Annotated in this window: 19 protein-coding genes; 5 read left to right on the forward strand and 14 right to left on the reverse strand. The window is 62.2% G+C overall.

Going from position 1 to position 17,195, the window contains the following annotated elements:
- Positions 1–3 precede the first annotated feature (3 nt).
- From imuA to AC07VV_RS05955, 3 genes are all read right to left on the reverse strand, one after another.
- Positions 4–621, reverse strand: a complete 618-nt coding sequence (gene imuA / locus AC07VV_RS05945) for a translesion DNA synthesis-associated protein ImuA (RefSeq protein WP_011334534.1) — start codon at positions 619–621, stop codon at positions 4–6.
- Positions 621–1,238 (reverse strand): transcriptional repressor LexA, encoded by a 618-nt coding sequence (gene lexA / locus AC07VV_RS05950; protein WP_102621788.1) that lies wholly within the window; start codon positions 1,236–1,238, stop codon positions 621–623. The genes imuA and lexA overlap by 1 nt, the downstream gene beginning before the upstream one ends.
- A gap of 172 nt (positions 1,239–1,410) precedes the next feature.
- Positions 1,411–2,328 (reverse strand): LysR family transcriptional regulator, encoded by a 918-nt coding sequence (locus AC07VV_RS05955; RefSeq protein ID WP_085745456.1) that lies wholly within the window; start codon positions 2,326–2,328, stop codon positions 1,411–1,413.
- A 103-nt stretch (positions 2,329–2,431) separates the two neighbouring features.
- Here AC07VV_RS05955 and AC07VV_RS05960 point away from each other — a divergent pair, with 103 nt between their 5' ends.
- Both AC07VV_RS05960 and AC07VV_RS05965 read left to right on the forward strand, forming a co-directional pair.
- The gene (locus AC07VV_RS05960; RefSeq protein WP_495035639.1) at positions 2,432–4,186 is read left to right on the forward strand and encodes an amidohydrolase; all 1,755 of its coding nucleotides are present in this window, start codon (positions 2,432–2,434) and stop codon (positions 4,184–4,186) included.
- Positions 4,187–4,288: 102 nt separating this feature from the next.
- Positions 4,289–5,026 (forward strand): TorF family putative porin, encoded by a 738-nt coding sequence (locus AC07VV_RS05965; RefSeq protein WP_495035640.1) that lies wholly within the window; start codon positions 4,289–4,291, stop codon positions 5,024–5,026.
- A gap of 22 nt (positions 5,027–5,048) precedes the next feature.
- Here the strand turns inward: AC07VV_RS05965 and AC07VV_RS05970 are convergent, their stop codons facing one another.
- The 11 genes from AC07VV_RS05970 to AC07VV_RS06020 all read right to left on the reverse strand — a co-directional run bounded on the left by AC07VV_RS05970 (position 5,049) and on the right by AC07VV_RS06020 (position 15,284).
- On the reverse strand, positions 5,049–5,327 hold the full coding sequence (locus AC07VV_RS05970; protein WP_495035641.1) for a DUF971 domain-containing protein: 279 nt from the start codon (positions 5,325–5,327) through the stop codon (positions 5,049–5,051).
- Positions 5,324–6,286, reverse strand: coding sequence for a HEAT repeat domain-containing protein (locus tag AC07VV_RS05975; RefSeq protein WP_495035642.1), 963 nt, complete (start codon positions 6,284–6,286; stop codon positions 5,324–5,326). Before AC07VV_RS05975 ends, AC07VV_RS05970 begins: the two co-directional genes overlap by 4 nt.
- Positions 6,283–7,131 (reverse strand): ABC transporter ATP-binding protein, encoded by an 849-nt coding sequence (locus AC07VV_RS05980; RefSeq protein ID WP_495035643.1) that lies wholly within the window; start codon positions 7,129–7,131, stop codon positions 6,283–6,285. The genes AC07VV_RS05975 and AC07VV_RS05980 overlap by 4 nt, the downstream gene beginning before the upstream one ends.
- The gene (locus tag AC07VV_RS05985; RefSeq protein ID WP_495035644.1) at positions 7,131–7,904 is read right to left on the reverse strand and encodes an ABC transporter permease; all 774 of its coding nucleotides are present in this window, start codon (positions 7,902–7,904) and stop codon (positions 7,131–7,133) included. Before AC07VV_RS05985 ends, AC07VV_RS05980 begins: the two co-directional genes overlap by 1 nt.
- Before the next feature lie 63 nt (positions 7,905–7,967).
- A complete protein-coding gene (locus tag AC07VV_RS05990; RefSeq protein WP_495035645.1) occupies positions 7,968–9,371 on the reverse strand; it encodes an ABC transporter substrate-binding protein in 1,404 nt (467 codons plus the stop codon).
- Positions 9,372–9,481: 110 nt separating this feature from the next.
- Positions 9,482–9,727 (reverse strand): 4Fe-4S dicluster domain-containing protein, encoded by a 246-nt coding sequence (locus AC07VV_RS05995; protein WP_007959413.1) that lies wholly within the window; start codon positions 9,725–9,727, stop codon positions 9,482–9,484.
- Positions 9,728–9,752: 25 nt separating this feature from the next.
- The gene (locus AC07VV_RS06000) at positions 9,753–11,483 is read right to left on the reverse strand and encodes a fumarate reductase/succinate dehydrogenase flavoprotein subunit (protein ID WP_192558181.1); all 1,731 of its coding nucleotides are present in this window, start codon (positions 11,481–11,483) and stop codon (positions 9,753–9,755) included.
- Between the two features lies 1 nt (position 11,484).
- Positions 11,485–12,231 (reverse strand): GntR family transcriptional regulator, encoded by a 747-nt coding sequence (locus tag AC07VV_RS06005; RefSeq protein WP_495035646.1) that lies wholly within the window; start codon positions 12,229–12,231, stop codon positions 11,485–11,487.
- 95 nt (positions 12,232–12,326) lie between these two features.
- A complete protein-coding gene (locus tag AC07VV_RS06010; protein WP_495035647.1) occupies positions 12,327–13,295 on the reverse strand; it encodes a Gfo/Idh/MocA family protein in 969 nt (322 codons plus the stop codon).
- Positions 13,296–13,304: 9 nt separating this feature from the next.
- Positions 13,305–14,192, reverse strand: a complete 888-nt coding sequence (locus AC07VV_RS06015; RefSeq protein ID WP_495035648.1) for a Dyp-type peroxidase — start codon at positions 14,190–14,192, stop codon at positions 13,305–13,307.
- 57 nt (positions 14,193–14,249) lie between these two features.
- Complete coding sequence (locus tag AC07VV_RS06020) at positions 14,250–15,284, reverse strand: AraC family transcriptional regulator (RefSeq protein WP_493072445.1); 1,035 nt, start codon at positions 15,282–15,284, stop codon at positions 14,250–14,252.
- Between the two features lie 211 nt (positions 15,285–15,495).
- On the opposite strand from AC07VV_RS06020, the gene AC07VV_RS06025 reads away from it, so the two are divergent.
- The 3 genes from AC07VV_RS06025 (at position 15,496) to AC07VV_RS06035 (ending at position 17,167) form a co-directional block, all read left to right on the forward strand.
- Positions 15,496–16,443 carry a SphA family protein gene (locus AC07VV_RS06025; protein ID WP_096820006.1) on the forward strand — a complete coding sequence of 316 codons (948 nt, stop codon included), beginning with the start codon at positions 15,496–15,498 and terminating at the stop codon, positions 16,441–16,443.
- A gap of 255 nt (positions 16,444–16,698) precedes the next feature.
- Entirely contained in the window at positions 16,699–16,893 is a 195-nt protein-coding gene (relB, locus tag AC07VV_RS06030; RefSeq protein ID WP_192558187.1) for a type II toxin-antitoxin system RelB family antitoxin, read from the forward strand.
- On the forward strand, positions 16,826–17,167 hold the full coding sequence (locus AC07VV_RS06035; RefSeq protein WP_495035940.1) for a type II toxin-antitoxin system RelE/ParE family toxin: 342 nt from the start codon (positions 16,826–16,828) through the stop codon (positions 17,165–17,167). The genes relB and AC07VV_RS06035 overlap by 68 nt, the downstream gene beginning before the upstream one ends.
- Positions 17,168–17,195 lie beyond the last annotated feature (28 nt).

Raw genomic sequence — 17,195 nt, forward strand, 5'->3', positions numbered from 1 at the left:
ACCTCAATGCCCCACGGTAAAGGCAATCGGTGCGCTGCGCGCCAGCCCGCCCCGGCATTTGAGTACGCGCAATTGCGCCGGGCGGGCATCGATGGCAATGCGCAATGCGGCCGGCGACGGATTGACCGCTTCGCTCAAGGGTCGCCACGCGAACGCGAGGGTCTGGCCGGTTTCCGCCGCTACCTGCAAACGGCGCAAGGCGCGGTCATCGGCCTTGTGCGGCCAACACAGCACTGCGCCGCAACTGCCCGAACGCAGGCATTGTTCTGCCGCCCACAACGCATCGCGCTCGCTGGCCTGGATCACCGACAACTGACGCAGATCGACCCCGGCATTGGCCCAGGCCTGCGGATACGGCACGAACGGCGGCGCCACCAGCACGATGCGCTCGCCCGCCGCCGACAGCCGCGCCAGGGTCGGCCACACCAGTTGCAGTTCGCCGACACCGGGCCCGGCCAGCAGGATTTCGCTCAGCGCCGCTTCCGGCCAGCCGCCACTGGGCAAGGCGGCATCCAGCGCCGCGTGCCCGGTGGGTTGCGGGCTGGCGGCCGGTGGCGCAGGCCGGCCCTTCCAGACCTGGCCGCCATTGAACAGCGTATCCAGCGCGACGACGGCACCCATCAGCCTTGCCTCACCAGGCCGCAGAACACCCCTTCGATGGCCAGGTCCTGATCGGCCCGCACGACAATCGGCTGGTACGCCGGGTTGCGCGGCAACAGGCGAACCTCATCGCCGATCCGCTCGAAGCGTTTGATGGTGACCTCGCCGTCGAGCCGCGCCACCACGATCTGGCCGTTGAGCGCTTCGGGGTTGCGGCGTACGCCGACCAGATCGCCGTCGAGAATCCCGTCTTCGATCATCGAATCGCCCTGCACCCGCAACATGTAGTCGGGCGTACGGGAGAACAGCGCGGGGTCGAGCATCAGCCGATTGTGGATGTCGGCATCGGCGCCGATGGGCGCACCGGCGGCCACCCGGCCAAGCACCGGGACTTCGAGCAGTTCCGGCCGCGCCGGTTGCCCGAGCAAACGAATGCCCCGGGCCTGATGCGGATTGACCTCGATAAACCCGGCTTCGGTCAGCGCCAGCACATGCTTGCGCGCCACGCTGCGGGAGGCAAAACCAAAAGCCTCGCTGATTTCAGCGAGGCTTGGGGGCTGACCGTGTTCGGCGATGCGTTCGCGGATAAAGGTCAGGATGGCGGTACGGCGGGGAGTCAGAGTCGTCATGGAGTACATTTGTACTCCTGTGGGATTTTCCTGACAAGCACCGCCAGTCAGCTCGAATCCTGTGACTGATCGTTCCCACGCTCTGCGTGGGAATGCAGCCCGTGACGCTCCGCGTCACTGGACGCAGAGCGTCCCTAGAGGCATTCCCACGCGGAGCGTGGGAACGATCAGAAGCACGGCATCAGCTCAAACCGCGCTCCGCCAGAAACCCCGCGATGTAGTCGATAAACGCCACAACCTTGGCCGTCGCCCGCCGATGGCTCGGGTACACCGCCAGGATGTGCGGGCCAAAGCTGTCAGGGTCGATCTCGTAATCAGCCATGACCCGCACCAGTCGCCCGTCGGCGATATACGGCGCAGCGCTCCACAACGGCGTATGCAGCAAGCCGCGCCCGGCCAGGGCGCTGGCCAGCAGCAGGTCGTAATTGTCGCTGCGCAACAGTGGCGCCGCCGGTTGCGCCAGGCTCAGGCGCTGGCCGTCGCGTTCGGCCCACCAGAATTCGCGGCTGAGCAACGGATGCCGATACAGCAGCCATTCATGCTGATCGAGGGTCTGCGGCGTCACCGGCAAGCCCTTGCGCGCCAGGTATTCGGGGCTGCCGCACAGCGCCAGACGATTGCTGCCGACCACCCGCGCAATCAGCCCCGGCAAATCGTCATGACCTTCGCGCAGCGCCAGGTCGTAGCCGCTTTCCAGCAGATTGACGAATTCGTCGCACAAGTCCACTTGCAGGCTGATCTGCGGGTATTGCTGCAAAAAGCCGTCACACACCTGATCGAGAAACGCTCGCCCGTAAGCCAGCGGCGCGGTGATTTTCAGGCTGCCGCGCAGGCCGTGCTGCAACTGCTCGATTTCTTCGCTGGCCTCGTCCAGCCGTTGCAACACCTGTCGTGCGGTTTCCAGATAGAGCCGGCCGATTTCGGTCAGCAGGATCCGCCGCGTGCTGCGCTCGAACAACCGCGCGCCAAGTTCGGACTCCAGATGATTGACCGCTTTGGTCAGGGCCGACGGGGTCTTGCCCAATTGCTCGGCGGCGCGGCTGAAACTGCCGAGCTGCGCGGTGACCACGAACATTTTCAGTGCACCCAGCTTGTCCATGCTTTTTCCATTCAGGCAAAAACGTTTTTCGTGAGGGAGGCGTTCTGTCGGGCGTTGGCAGCCACTAATCTGGCCATCAGACGCAATAACAAGGAAATGTTCAATGAAAAGATTCATCCCGCTTTTCACCAAAAATGTCTTGATCGCCGCTGTGAGTTTTGCCTCGATGGAAGCCATGGCCGCCACCGATCTGGTGCTGCTCAACGGCAAGATTTTCACCGCCGACCGTGCTCAGCCGAAGGTTCAGGCGCTGGCCGTGGAGAACGGCAAGGTGCTGAAAGTCGGCACGGATGCGCAGATCAAAGCCTTGATCGAGCCCGGCACCCAAGTCATCGACCTTAAAGGCCAGGCGCTGATGCCCGGCCTGATCGACAGCCATTCCCACGCGATTTTCGGCGGGCTGGAAATGGTCTCGGCGAACATGGAAGACGACGTGGTCGGTCTTGATGAACTGGAAAAACGCCTGCGCGGCTGGCGTGACGACGGCAAGGCCCGGCATGGCGATGTGTTGAGCGTGGCCGGCATGAGTTCGGCGTACTGGGCCAAGGCTGAAGCGCTGGGCAAAATCTTCAACCACGGCGAATGGGCCAACGTGCCGGTGGTGTTCACCGGCAGTGATCACCACACGGCGTGGGCCAACAATGTGATGCTCAAGCGTGCGGGCATCGACGCCGCGCTGCTGAAAACCCTGCCTGACGCGGAAAAAGACACCATCGGCAAACTGCCCAGCGGCGAGCCGAACGGCTTTGTGGTCGATGCCGGTTGGGATCGCGTCGCCTCGAAAATGCCGGTACCGAGCCCTGCCGACATGCTCAAGGCGGCGCAATCGGCGGTGCGTTTCAATAACAGCCTCGGCATCACCGCGTGGATGGACCCCGCCGCCAACGCCGCCCCGGGCGAGCCGGTGTTCGCGCTCAAGCCCACCGAGAAAACTGTCGGCGTGCTGCCGGCCTACAAAGCCCTGTCGGAAAGCGGCGGCATGACCGCCCACGTTGCCGCGCTGCTGGTGGCCAATCCGAAAAGCGTCCCGGCCGATCTCGATACCCTCGACAAGGTACGCCAGCAATTTCAGGGCATTCCCAACCTGACCCTGCCCGGAATCAAGATCTTCGCTGACGGCGTGATCGAATACCCGGCCCAGAGCGCAGCGATGATCGATCCTTACAGCAACTCCCACAAACAGGGCGAGTTGCTGATCGATCCGCAGCACTTCGGTGAACTGGTCAGCGCCATCGACCAGCGCGGCTGGCTGGTGCACATCCACGCCATCGGCGACCGCGCGGTGCGCGAATCACTGAACGGCATCGCCCAGGCGCGCAAGGATCGACAGAGCGGCGTGACGCACTCGATCACCCACCTGCAAATGGTCAACCCGAAGGAGTTCGCCCGCTTCAAGCCGTTGAACGTGATTGCCTCGATGCAACTGCTGTGGGCCAGCGCCGACGACTACACCACCGACATGATCAAGCCTTACGTCAGCGCCCTAGCCTTCCGCTATCAATACCCGGCGCATTCGCTGCTCAAGCAAGGCGCGACAATTGCCGGCGCCAGCGACTGGCCGGTGTCCTCGCCGAACCCGTGGAATGCCATGGCCCAGGCCATCACCCGCGTCGGGCCGCTGGGCGTGCTCAACGCCGACGAACGCCTGGACCGCGAAACCATGTTCTACGCCTACACCGTCAATGCCGCGCGGACCATCGGCCTGGAGCAACAGATCGGCTCGCTGAGCCCCGGCAAACAGGCCGATTTCATCGTGCTCGATCGCGACGTGTTCAGCGTCGACGACAAGGCCCTGCATGACACCCAGGTCCTGCAAACCTGGTTCGCCGGCCGTCAGGTCTACGCACCGACCCTCTAATAACAATCGCCGTACCCCCTGCCCGCCCCCGCGCCAACCGCCGGGGTCCGGCGCAGCCTTGCCCGCTTCCTGCCCATAACAATCACAACATCGGGACTTCACATGAAAGCCATGCCCCTGCTCGCCCTCACGTCCTTGAGCCTGCTGCCCTTGAGCAGCCACGCGATTCCCCTGAACGATGACTTTGCGGTGCTGGTCGACCTGACCCTGGCCAGCGACTACCGCACTCGCGGCATCTCCCAGACCCAGAACGATCCGGCGGTGCAGGCCGGTTTGACCCTGGCCCACAGCAGCGGCCTGTACCTCGGCGCGTGGAGTTCGAACGTCGATTTCGGCGGTGGCCTGAAAACCCGTCAGGAAGTCGATTACTACGCTGGCTGGCTGTGGCAGGCCACCGAGCAGGTGAGCCTGGACCTGGGCAGCATTCGCTACGCCTACCCCAGGGAAAGCCAGTTCAATCAGACCGAGGTCTACGGGATTCTCGGCGTCTACGGCGTGAAGCTGGCGGCGTACTACTCAAGTGATGCGCCGGGCATCGACAGCAAACAGAGTTCGCTCTACAGCTACATCGGCTATGAAACCGAATTGCCGTTCGATTCCGGGCTGAAGCTGCGCTACGGCAACATGGACTTCAAGGACCCGCACCTGTATTCGGCATCCGGTCACAGCGAAGAGTCCTACCGGGAGTGGGAAGTCAAACTGACCCACAACCTGGCCGGCGTGGTGCTGGGTCTGAGCTACATCGACACCGACCTCTCGCAGAACCAATGCCTGAGCAACTGGGGCTTCAAGGATGTGTGCACGGCGACGGTGGTGGCCAGCGTCAGCAAATCCTTCTGAGCCCCGGTTGATTGTGGTGAGCCTAGGCTTTGAGTTGCGCCAGGTATTGCCACGGGTAGATCCCGCGCTGATGACCATCGCTGAACACCAGTTGCAGGCCGTAACCCTGGGGGTTGAGTTCGACCACACGCACTCGATCATCCACCAGCGGAATCGAACCTCGCAGGCGAAACGCCCGGCACTGCGAACACGGGCACTGGCGGCGCAGTTCGGCGTGGTCGAGCAACTGCTCGCGGCCATCCGGCCAGCTCAGCCGCAACCGGTGTTCACTTTGGGAATTGCCGATCGCCAGCGGATTCATTGCAGCTGACTCAAGGCAATCCGCACGGCCTTGCGCACTTCCGGGTCGCCGTCATCCTGCGCGGCCTGCAATGCCGCCACGGCCCCACGATCATTCAACTCGCCCAGCGCCAGCGCCGCTTCCTTGCGCAGGTTGCTGATGCGATGACCGAGGGTATCGATCAGGGCGTCGAGGGCTGCGACGTACTTGAGGCGCCCGAGGCTGCGAGTGGCGCGCAGGCGAACCTGCCAGTAGTCGTCGGCCAAAGCTTCGATCAGTGCCGGGCCTGCATCGGCATGGCCGACTTTGCCAAGTGTGGTCGCGGCTTCTTCGCGCACTTGCCAGGCGTCATCCTGCAAAGCCTGACGCAATGCGGGCAGCACCTCGGCGCCACTTGCCAGACCCAGAGCACCGGTGGCTGCGCGGCGCACTTCGGTGTCCGGGTCATCACTCGCCAAGCGGGCCAAGGCTGGCAACGCGTCGAGTTGCTTGAGCCAGCCGAGCACGCCGACGGCTTCGCGGCGCACGCTGGCGTCGGCATCGTTCAGCGCCTGAATCGCGGCCGGCGCAGCGCCGGGGAAACGCAATTCACGCAAGGCCCGGAACGCGGCAATCCGTACGCCGGTTTCGGCATGGGCGGTCCACGGCAGAATTACCCTGCCCGCCGCTTCGGTTTTGAGCAGGCTCAGGCTCTGCGCCGCAGCGGCTTGCACGGCCGGGGACGGATCCGTCAGGGCCTGGCACAGCGCTTCAACCACCGGCTCGTCTTCCCAGGCTTCCAATAGACGCGCCGCTTCGGCACGCACTTCTTCGGCCGGGTCTTCGGCCAGTCGCTCGACCAGCCAGAGCAAGCCGTCCGGCTCTTCGAGGTCAGCCAGGTCGATCAGGGCTATCCGACGCACTCCGGCATCATCGGCGGTCAGGCGTGGTTGCAGGGCGAGAATCTCGTCGTTATCGGTCACAGCAAAAAATGAGGTCATAGGGCAAATCGCGGCAAGGAGTTTTCAGGAGGCAAACCGAGCGGGTTGAGGCGCGGCAGCGGTCGGTCGTTGTCGTGGCGCAGCAGGTCGAGGCAGTGGCGCTTGAGGCGCGAAAACTCGCTGCTGGTGACCAGTTCGGTGGTGCGTGGCCGGGGGAAGTCCAGACGCAAGTCTTCGATGATCCGCCCCGGCCGTGCGCTCATCACCAGCAAGCGGTCGGCGAGGAACAGCGCTTCGTCGATGTCATGGGTGACGAACACTACGGTGGTGCGAATCCGCGTCCAGATGTCCAGCAGCAGTTCCTGCATGTTCAGTCGGGTCAACGCGTCCAGTGCGCCGAAGGGTTCGTCCATCAGCAACAGCCGTGGCCGGTTGACCAGCACTCGGGCGATTTCCACCCGTTGCTGCATCCCGCCGGAGAGTTGATCCGGCCAGCGGTCGGCGAAACCTTCGAGGCCGACCAGTTTGAGGATTTCATCGGCGGCACGATGGCGCTCGGCCTTGCCGATGCCGCGCATCTTCAGGCCGAAAGCAACGTTGTCGCGGATCGTGCGCCACGGGAACAGGGTGTGATGCTGGAACACCATGCCGCGCTGCGGCGACGGGCCAGACACCTCGGCGCCATCGACTTTCAACTGCCCGCCATGGGGTTGCAGATGCCCGGCCAGCGCGCCGAGCAAGGTCGATTTACCACAACCGGACGGGCCGAGAATGCACACGAACTGGCCCGGCTCGATCTGGCAATCCAGCCCCTGCACCGCTTCAAACGCTTGCCGACCTTCGCCGAGAACGATGGATAACTGGCGGATGTCGATCCGCCCTTCGGGGGTTTGCATCACGCTCATCAGGCTTTTCCTCGTGGTCGGTGCCAGGGCGTGAACAGCCCGCCCAGGCGTTTGATCAGCAGGCTGCTGCCCATGCCCAACACGCCGATCAGCAACATGCCGACCACGATGTCGGCGTAGTTCTGAATGGTGTAGGACTCCCAGGTGTAGTAACCGATGCCGAACTGGCCGGAGATCATTTCGGCGGTCACCAGACAGAACCACGACGTGCCCATGCCGATCGCCAGCCCGGTGATGATGCTCGGCGCAGCGCCCGGCAGGATCACTTCCAGCAGGATCGCCCGACGCCCTGCCCCAAGGCTTCTGGCCGAGGCGATCAGGCGCGGGTCGACGCCTTCGACGCCGTGCACGGTGTTGAGCAGGATCGGGAACAGCGCGCCGGTAAAGGTGATGAAGACCATCGACAGCTCCGACGACGGGAACATCAGGATCGCCAGTGGAATCCATGCGACGGCGGGAATCGGGCGCAGGACTTCCAGCGGTGGCAGCAGCAGGTCTTCGGCCCATTTCGACCGGCCGATGGCCAGGCCCAGGGCGATGCCGATGATCAGTGCCGCTAGGTAACCGGCGAAGACTCGGCTGAGGCTGGCGGTCAGGTGTTGGATGAGCTTGCCGGAGTCGCCGAGGCCGAGGGCGGCTTCGATCACGGCCAACGGGGTTGGGACGTTGGCGAAGGTGACGAGGCCGAGGTTCCAGTGGTGGCTGGCGGCTAGTTGCCAGAAGAGCAGGCAGAGCAGCAGTGAGGCGGCTCGGGGGATCCAGCGTGAAAACATATATCACCTCTGATCGTTCCCACGCTCTGCGTGGGAACGATCTACGTGGGAACGATCTGTAAATCAGCGGGTGGCAACGGCCTGCGCGGTGGCATCAGTGAAGTCGAAGACCTTCCCACCCTGCGCCGAAGCAAATTGCTGCGCCTGCCCCTTGAGCAGGAACGCACTCAACCGCCCCTTCCCATCACTGGCAAACCACGCCTGCTCCGCCAGCAACTTGATCCCGCTGTCACTCGCCTGGGCATACACCGCCCGAATGTTCTTGCCTTCCGATTTCAGACCGGCCAGTGCGGTAAACGCCTCTTCAGCCGAGGCATAACGCCGGACTTTGTCCTCACCGCGCACCCAGATTTCCGCGACATGGCTGAAATCAGAAATGGCTTTTCCAGTCACCGCATCGACAGACTTCAACGGCGTCTGTGCGTAGTTGGCCAGTTGCGCGGTGTAATCCAGATTCGAGGCCTTGAACGCCGCGCGGATGTACTGATCGTCGATAAAGGTATTCAGGTCGAGCCCGCGATCCGCCTTCTTCAGCAGCTTCAGCGTGTCGATGGCAGTGCCCACGGCCTGGCGATATTCCGGTTTCCAGCTCAGGTCACGGGTCTGCACGCCGAGCGGGCCGTGGAACAGGTAATTGACCTCGGCATCGACGCCAGTGACCTTGGCGATCAGTTCACTGTACTTCTCCGGTTCGGCGGCCAGCAGTTGATTGGCCTCGATGCTTGCGCGCAGGTAGGCGACGACGATTTCCGGGTACTTCTTGGCGTAGGCCTGATCCACCAACGCACCATGGAAGGTCGGCGCATTGGCCTGGGCGCCGTCGTAGATCTTGCGGGCGAAGCCACGGCTCGGGAACAGTTCGGCGAACGGTACAAAGTCGGCGTGGGCGTCGATCTTGCCGGCCTGCAACGCGGAGCCGGCAACTTCCGGCGGCTGGGCGATGATGTTCACATCCTTCAGCGGATCCCAGCCCTGCTCCGCCACCGCGCGCAGCAGCATGCCGTGGGCGGTGGAGGCGAACGGCACCGAAATGGTCTTGCCCTTGAGTTCGCTCAGCGACTGCACGCCGGACGCGCTCGGCACCACGATGCCATTGCCGCTGCCCTTGATGCTGCCCGACAACACGCTGATGAACAGGCTGTGTTTGCCGGCGGTTTCAAACGCCACGCCGTTGAACGCACCGGGGAAATCGGCCATGGCGCCAAAGTCGAGTTTGCCGGCGACCATCTCGTTGGTCAGCGGCGCACCGCTGGTGAAGTTCTTCCACTGCACATCATATTTGGCGTCCTTGTAGGCGCCGTCGTGGGGCAGGTATTTGTCGAGCAGGCCCAGCTCGCGGATCAACAGCCCGCCGGCGGCGCAGTTGATGGTGGTGTCCTGGGTGCCGATGGCGATGCGGATGGTTTCGGCCGAGGCCGACAAGGTGAACGAAGCCAGTACCAGACCGGCGATTGCTGCACGCAACATGGTTGAATCCCCTCGAATCATTTATAGGATGTTCGTCTCCGCCGCGATCAGGGCGCGGTGGGAAACGAGGGGTGTCTTGAATCAGGCGTCCGGTGTTGCCGGATAGCGTTTTAGCGGAGCAGGTACGGGATTTCGACTTTCACCGCGCCGGTCGGGCAGTCCTTTTCGCACGGCATGCAGTACCAGCATTCATCGAACGCCATGTAGGCCTTTTGCGTGGCCGGGTTGATCGCCAGCAGGTCCATCGGGCAGACGTCGACGCACACGGTGCAGCCCTTTTCGGCGATGCATTTGTCCTCGTCCACGGTGACGGGGGCGTTGGAGCGGAAGAAGATTTCCTGGGCTTGGTAGGCCATGGTTCGGACTCTCTCTAGTGATGCCTCAAGCGGCGAAAGCGCCGACCCGAAGGCGGTCGTAGGCCTGCATTTCCTCGGCATCGAGCGGGATGATGTAAGGCTCGACGGCTTTCTTGAAACTGGTCATGCGCCCGTCTTCGCCCTTCTTCAGGTGGCAATGGCAGAACCATTCGCGGTCGTCCCGTTGCGGGTGATCGACCCGGTAGTGGTACAAGCCCCAGCGGCTTTCAGCGCGGAACAGCGAGGCCCGGGCGGCCATTTCGGCGCAGTCGCGGATCACGCTGGTTTCCATGGCGCGCATCAGTTCGTGGGCGTTGTTGGCCTTCATCTCGTTGAGGTCGCGTTCGATGTCGCTGAAGCGCTGCAGGCCGATTTCCATTTTCTTGGTCACTTTCGGCGGTTGCAGGTAGTCGTTGACGAAGCGCCGCAGCTTGTACTCGACCTGCGCCGGCGGCAGACCGTGTTCGCGATCCAGCGGTGCGTAGACCCGGGCCTTTTCCTTTTCGATCTGTTCGGCATCCAGCGCAGAGAACTCACGTCCGGCGACAAATTCAGCCGCGTTATGGCCGGCGAACCAGCCGTAGGTGAATGCGCCGAGCATGTAGTTGTGCGGCACGGCGGCCATGTCGCCCGCCGAGTACAGACCTTTCACCGAGGTTTCGGCGCGCTCGTTGACCCAAACGCCGGACGCCGAGTGGCCGCTGCAAAAGCCGATTTCCGAGATGTGCATCTCGACCATTTGCGTGCGGTAGTCGGTGCCGCGATTGGCGTGAAACTGGCCACGGCTCGGGCGTTCGTTGCTGTGGAGGATTTCCTCGATGTTCTGGATGGTTTCCTCGGCCAGGTGATCGAGTTTGAGAAACACCGGGCCGTTGCCGCTCTCCAGTTCCTGGTGGAACTCCCACATCATCTGCCCGCTCCAGTAGTCGCACTCGATGAAGCGTTCGCCCTTGTTGTTGGCGGTGTAGCCGCCTAGCGGGCCGGTGACGTAGGCGCAGGCCGGGCCGTTGTAGTCCTTGATCAGCGGGTTGATCTGGAAGCACTCAAGGTTCGCCAGTTCGGCCCCGGCGTGATACGCCATCGCGTAACCGTCGCCGGCGTTGGTCGGGTTTTCGTAGGTGCCCATCAGGTAACCCGAGGACGGCAGACCGAGTCGCCCGGCCGCGCCGCAAGCGAGGATCACCGCCTTGGCCTTGATCACGTGGAAGTCGGCGGTGCGGCAGTCGAACCCCATCACACCGTTGACGGCGCCCTCCTCGTCAGTCAGCAAACGGGTGCAGACCAGTCGGTTGGTGATGCTCACCCGCGCCCGCTTCAACTGGCGATACAGGACTTTCTTGATGTCGTGCCCTTCCGGCATCGGCAGCACATAGGCGCCCATGTGGTGGACTTTCTTCACCGCGTAATCGCCGGTTTCGTCCTTCTCGAACTTCACGCCCCAGCGGTCGAGTTGCTCGATGGTTTCAAAGCTGTGGGTCGCGTAGGCATAGACGGCCGCCTGATTGACGATGCCGTCGTTGGCGATGGTGATTTCCTTGGTGTACTGCTCCGGCGTCGAGTGGCCGGGAATGATCGCGTTGTTCAGGCCATCCATGCCCATGCTGATCGCGCCGCTGCGCTTGACGTTGGCCTTGTCGACCAGCAGCACGCGCAGTTCCTTGTTCTTTTCCTTGGCCTTGATCGCCGCCATCGGGCCAGCGGTGCCGCCGCCGATGACAACGATGTCGTATTCCTGCTCTAAGGTATTGCGGGTCATGTCACGCCCCTTTTTGCCGGTCGATCCGCAGGCGGTACTGGAACGCATCGCCACGGTAGTAAAGGTGTTCGAAGTCCAGCGGCTGGCCGTGGGCGTCGTGGGTCAGACGCTCGATGCGCATGATCGGCGAGCCGGCCTCGACGTTCAGCGCCTGGGTCAGGTCGCTATCGGCCAGCACGGCGTCGATGGCCAGATCGGCGTGGCCGAGGGCAATGCCGCAGTCGTTTTCGAGGATCAGGAAGATGTCGCGGGTCACCAGGTCGGCCTTCTCCAGCCGCTCGCCGACGGCTTTGGTCAGGTAGGTGATTTCCAGCGAGATCGGCTCACGGTTGATCAGCCGTACGCGTTTGATCTGGGCGACGATTTCGCCTTCGGCGATCTGCAAACGCTCGGCGACCAGTTTGTCGGCGGCGATGAATTTGAAACTGCGCAGGCGGTTGATCACCTCGTAGCCACGGCCGGTCATGGACTCGGCGAGGCCTTGCAGGGTGCTGACGTTCTGGAATGTCTTGGGTTTGGCGACGAAGGTGCCTTTGCCATGGATCTTGAAGATCAGCCCTTCCTTCTGCAGATCGCCCAGGGCCTGGCGCACGGTGATGCGGCTGACTTTGAACAGCGTGCCGAGCTCGCTTTCGGACGGCATCTGGCTGTCTTGCGGGTATTCGCCGTCGAGAATCCGGGTGCGCAGCACGTCGCGCAGTTGAGTGTGCAGCGGGACGCTGCCCAAGGAGAGAACGTTATCAGTCATCACGAAATCACTTGTCATAACGAGTTATGACGTGATCTTAGAGACGTTATGACAAGCTTGAGAAATATTGTTTGGGCATAACCTTAGACGCGCCTTCAGTGGCGCTTGAGGATTTGATCCATGACCCAATCGGTCTTCAGGGCTTCGGCGGCGACCGCGGGGTGCCGGGACTCACCGCGAATCTGCGCGTTCATGCCGAGTACGTGATGCCATTGGATGTGTTCGTGATGGGGGATTTCCAGGCTGATATCTTCTTCCGCATGCAACTCGACCGGATGCTCATCGAACACCGAAAAACCGATTCGCCCTTGGCTGCCGATGATCTCGACCCGATCCTCACGGCGATCCGCAACAAAGCTCCAGCAACCCATACCTAACGCGCCCGAGGCAAACCGCCAACTGGCGCTGACCGCATCCTCCGCCGCGTACAACCCGGCCTGACGCGCCGTGAATCCGGCGACTTCAACGATGTCGCCGAGCAGGTACTGGAACAGGTCAAAACCATGGCTGGCCAGATCCGCGAAATACCCGCCACCCGCCACCGCCGGATCGGTGCGCCAGTTGGCGCTGCCGTCCAGATCCTTCGGTGATGGCGCCTTGGTCAGCGTCCAGCTCAAGTGCCGCACTTCGCCAATGCGGCCCTGCTCCAACCATTGCCGAACCTGCTGGAAACGCGGTAACGAACGACGGTAATAGGAGACGAACAGGTGCAGACCGGCATCGGCAAACACCTGCTGCATTTCGCGGCTTTGCCCGGCGTTGAGCGCCATGGGTTTTTCGACGCAGCAATGCTTGCCGGCGGCGGCGACTTTCAGGCTGTAGGCGTGGTGACTGTCGGGTGGCGTGGCGATGTATACCGCGTCCACCTCGGGGTCGTTGATCAGGGCATCGACGTCGGTGTAAGTCCGGGCGATGCCGTGGCGCGTGGCGTAATCGGTCACGGCTTCGAGGCGGCGGCCCATTACCGCCACCAACGCCGAGCCGGGCGCCTTGTAGAAGGCCGGCCCGCTCTTGCGTTCGGCGACACTGCCGCAACCGATCATGCCCCAACGCACCACGTTCATGCTTGTGCCTCAGCCGATGCGCAGTGCGCGCAGATCGAGGTGGCCGTTTTGCAGCGGCGGGCACCAGTAGTAGCCGCCGGTGATCGGCCGGCTGATGCGGTACAGACCGTCGGTGATGCCGTCTTCCAGACCGCTCATGCGGCGCAGTTGTGCTTCGAAGGCGTCGAGGGAAAAGCCGAACGCCAGGAACATCAGGCCGGCGCGGTCGCCTTCGATCCACGGCATCGAACGGCGCACGACGAAGGCTTCCGGAGCGAAGCTTTCCTGAGCGGTACGCTTGACGTGGGCGGACACCGGGGCGTCGTCGATCTCTTCGTTGTCGCTCAGGCGACGGCCCATGATGTTGTCCTTGTCCTCGGCGGACAACGCATGGAAACCCTTGAGGTCGTGCTGCCACTGCTGGATCGCGGCAAAGCTGCCACCGACCAGGCCTTCGGCGCCTTCACTTTGCAGTGCGGCGGCGATGGCGGCTTCGTCATGCGGGTTTTCGGTACCGTCTTCATAACCGGTGAGGTCATGGCCGTCCTTGTGGCGGAAGGCTTCCTGCATCTGCACCAGACGCAGCGCCGGGGCCAGTGCAGCCTCAAGCGCAGTGCTGCGATTGAGCAACTCGCCACGGTCGACGCCGTGCAGCCAGACCCACAGGGCGTGCTGGGTCGACGGGTTTTCCACGCCGACACCGGTCAGCGCCGGGAAGCTGCGCAGGCCGTCGATGTTCACATTCAGGGCCTTGGCCAGGGATTCACCGAAACCGACCACCGCCGACTTGCTGTCCACCAGGTTCAGCAGGTTGTCGATCGCCTGCGGCAATGCTTCCACCGATTCGAGGGCGAAAAACAGGTGACGTGCTTGCGGCGGAACAGGGGTGGCGAGGATGCCCGGCTGGTAGTAACTCATGTGAACTCCTTGGGAAAGAGCGCGGAGTTTAACTGTAGCCGGAGGGTTTGTGTGGGTTCAGATGACGCACTCGTTGCGCCACGCGCTCGGGCTCTTGCCCGTCCAGCGCTTGAACGCCCGGCGAAAGCTGCGCACGTCGCTGTAGCCAACTTCTTCGGTGATGCGCTCGATGGGCATGTCGGGATTGGCCAGCAGACTCATCGTGCGTGCCTGGCGCACTTGCTCCAGCAACGCCTCGAAGGTCAGCGAGTGCTCGGTCAGGCGCCGGCGCAAGGTGCGGCTGCTCATGTTGAGGTCGCCAGCGATCTTTTCGATGTGGCTGCCCCGGCTCAGGTCCCGGGCAATGGCGCGCTCCACGGCCTGGATCAGATCGAGCTTCTGGTGAACCTGCGCCGCCTCCAACTCCAGCAGTTTGACCGCCTGGCGCAGCGCCAGCGAATGATGATTGGGCAGGTTCACATCCAGCCACTGCACATCGATCAGCATGCGATTGTGCAGACAACCGAAGCGTACATCCGGCCCCAGCAGTCGCCGGTATTCATCAACGTAATCCGGCGCCGCGTGCATGAACTCCACGGCAATCGGTTTGAACGTCTCGCCCACCAGCGCACGGCCGTAGACCAAAAGGCTGGCGAAAAACTCTTCGACCGCAAACACCTGCACTTCGGCGAACGGCAAGCGGCATTCCACGTCCAGGTACACCTGCTCGCCCACGACATCGACACTGGAAACGACGATCCCGCCGGACGTGTGTTGATGACGAATCCCCAGCTCGAACGCATCGCGCAGGTTCTTGCACAGCGACAGCACATGCCCGAGCAGGCCGAGGGTGCCGAGCACGTTCTGCGCACCGACCCACAGACCCAGCCCCTGATTGGGCAACGCCTTGAGCGCGCGCTGGATCATGGCCACGGCCTGGCGGTAGGAAATCCGCTGTGACGGATCCTGCAGGTCTTCGAAAGTGAAACCGAGGCCACGGCACAGGCTTTCGGCCTCAATACCCTTGTTGGCCGCAACTTCGGCCAGGGTCTGCAGCAGAAAGGGCGACACCAGCGCCAGTTCGAAGGTGGGGTCTTGGACTTTTACATTCATGGGGGCTGACATTCCGGATCACGCTGAATTGTTATTTTTGTAACCGGTTATGTCGAAGGAAGTTAGCACAGGGTTGGCGGACTGTCCGCAGAAGTCCCCTTCCGTGTCCGCCAATACCCTGCCCCGTCGTGCGCCAAGGGCTTATTTCTATAGTGGCCGGGCGTCCTGCGCGCCGGCGGTGCGCCCAAACACAATAATAATGAGGACGGACATGACCCCGAACCGCGCGACATTCCCTGTGCGACTGGCGCTGAGCCTGCTCGGCTGCGCCGTGACCCTGCCGGCGCTGGCCACCGAAGCCGGTGTCGACAACATCGGCACCGGCACCGACGGCTTCTTCATGCTGCCGCTGGAAGTCGACAGCCTTCCCGAGAACATGGTTGCCTTCAACCTCTACTACAACCACTACAAGGCGACCAAGCTCAACATCAGCTCGTTCGGCGGCAAAGTGCCGAATGTCGAGATCGAATCCACCGCCGTCATCCCGCGCATCGATTACTTGAGCCCGGTACGGGTGTTCGGCGGACGCCTCGCCGGTTACATCGCCCAGCCGTGGCTGAAGCAGGAAGTGTCGGTGTTCGGCCTGAGCGACACCCGCGAAGGCATGGGCGATACCACCATCGCGCCGATCATCCTCTGGGACATGGGCAAGAACCTGACCCTCGGCGCCGCCCTGGAAATCACCGTTCCCACCGGTGAATACAGCGTCGATCGCCTGGCCAACACCAGCAACAACTTCTACACCTACAAACCGCTGTTCTCCTTCACCTGGCTGCCGACGGACAAGACCGAAGTCTCGATGAAGACCACCTACAGCTTCAACGAGAAGAACAAGGACACCGACTACAAATCCGGGCAGATCTTCCACTTCGATTATTCGGCCAGCTACAAGATCACCGACGACCTGATGCTCGGCATCAACGGCTACTACCTCAAGCAAACCACCGACGACAAACAGTTCGGCCACACCGTGCAGTTCGCCGGCCAGGACGTTGATGACGGCGTACGCGGCAAGGTGTTCGCCATCGGCCCGGCGTTGCACTTCACCTTCCTCAAGTACGCCAGCGCGGAGATTCGCTGGGCCAAGGAATTCGACGTGGAGAACCGGCCGGAGGGGGAAATGTTGTGGGCGAAAGTGAGTATTCCGTATGCGTTCTGAGTGCATTTGTAGGAAGGCGCGCGCAGATTTGTAGGCTGGAAACCTGAAAAACAAAGAGGAGGAATAGGCCTACAGCGGCGGTCGAGATTGCCGGACAACGGAGAGAAACGTCCGGCAGATTTCAAAGGGGGTGTTTGCAGATACTGGATCCCGCAGCTTCATGGTTCTTCAAGGGCTCATGGAGTGCATCGTCTGCCAGTGACGACAATGGGCCAATCCCCCCTTAGACTGCTGAAATTGATCACGGAGATCACTATGAGCATATTGCATTCCCCGTTTTACTCTGACTTCGAATCAGAAGAAGAGGCAGAGAGCTACGATCGCTGGTTTCGTGCCAAGGTTCAGGAGGCTCTCGATGATCCCAGCCCTGGCATTCCCCATGATGAAGCTATGGCAATGCTCGACCAGATGCTGGAAGAGATGCGCAGGAAGCGCCGCGCTGCTGCTTGAATGGAGCGATCAAGCTCTGAACGATCTGGCTGACATTATTGATTACATTGAACAATACAACTCAAACGCTTCAGTTGCTCTGCAACACAAGGTTGGTGCAGCAACGAAAAGGCTTTCATCAATCCCCTATGGTTACCGGTCCGGTCGAGTGCCAAGCACTCGGGAAATGGTGATCAATCCAAACTATCTGCTGGTCTATCGGGTGAACGGGTGCATCAGAATACTGACGTTAGTCCACACCCGACGACAATACCCACGAACCTCATCAACATAAAAAAAGGGCGGCCAAATGGCCGCCCGAA

This window comes from Pseudomonas sp. GW821-FHT02C04 (assembly GCF_059421845.1).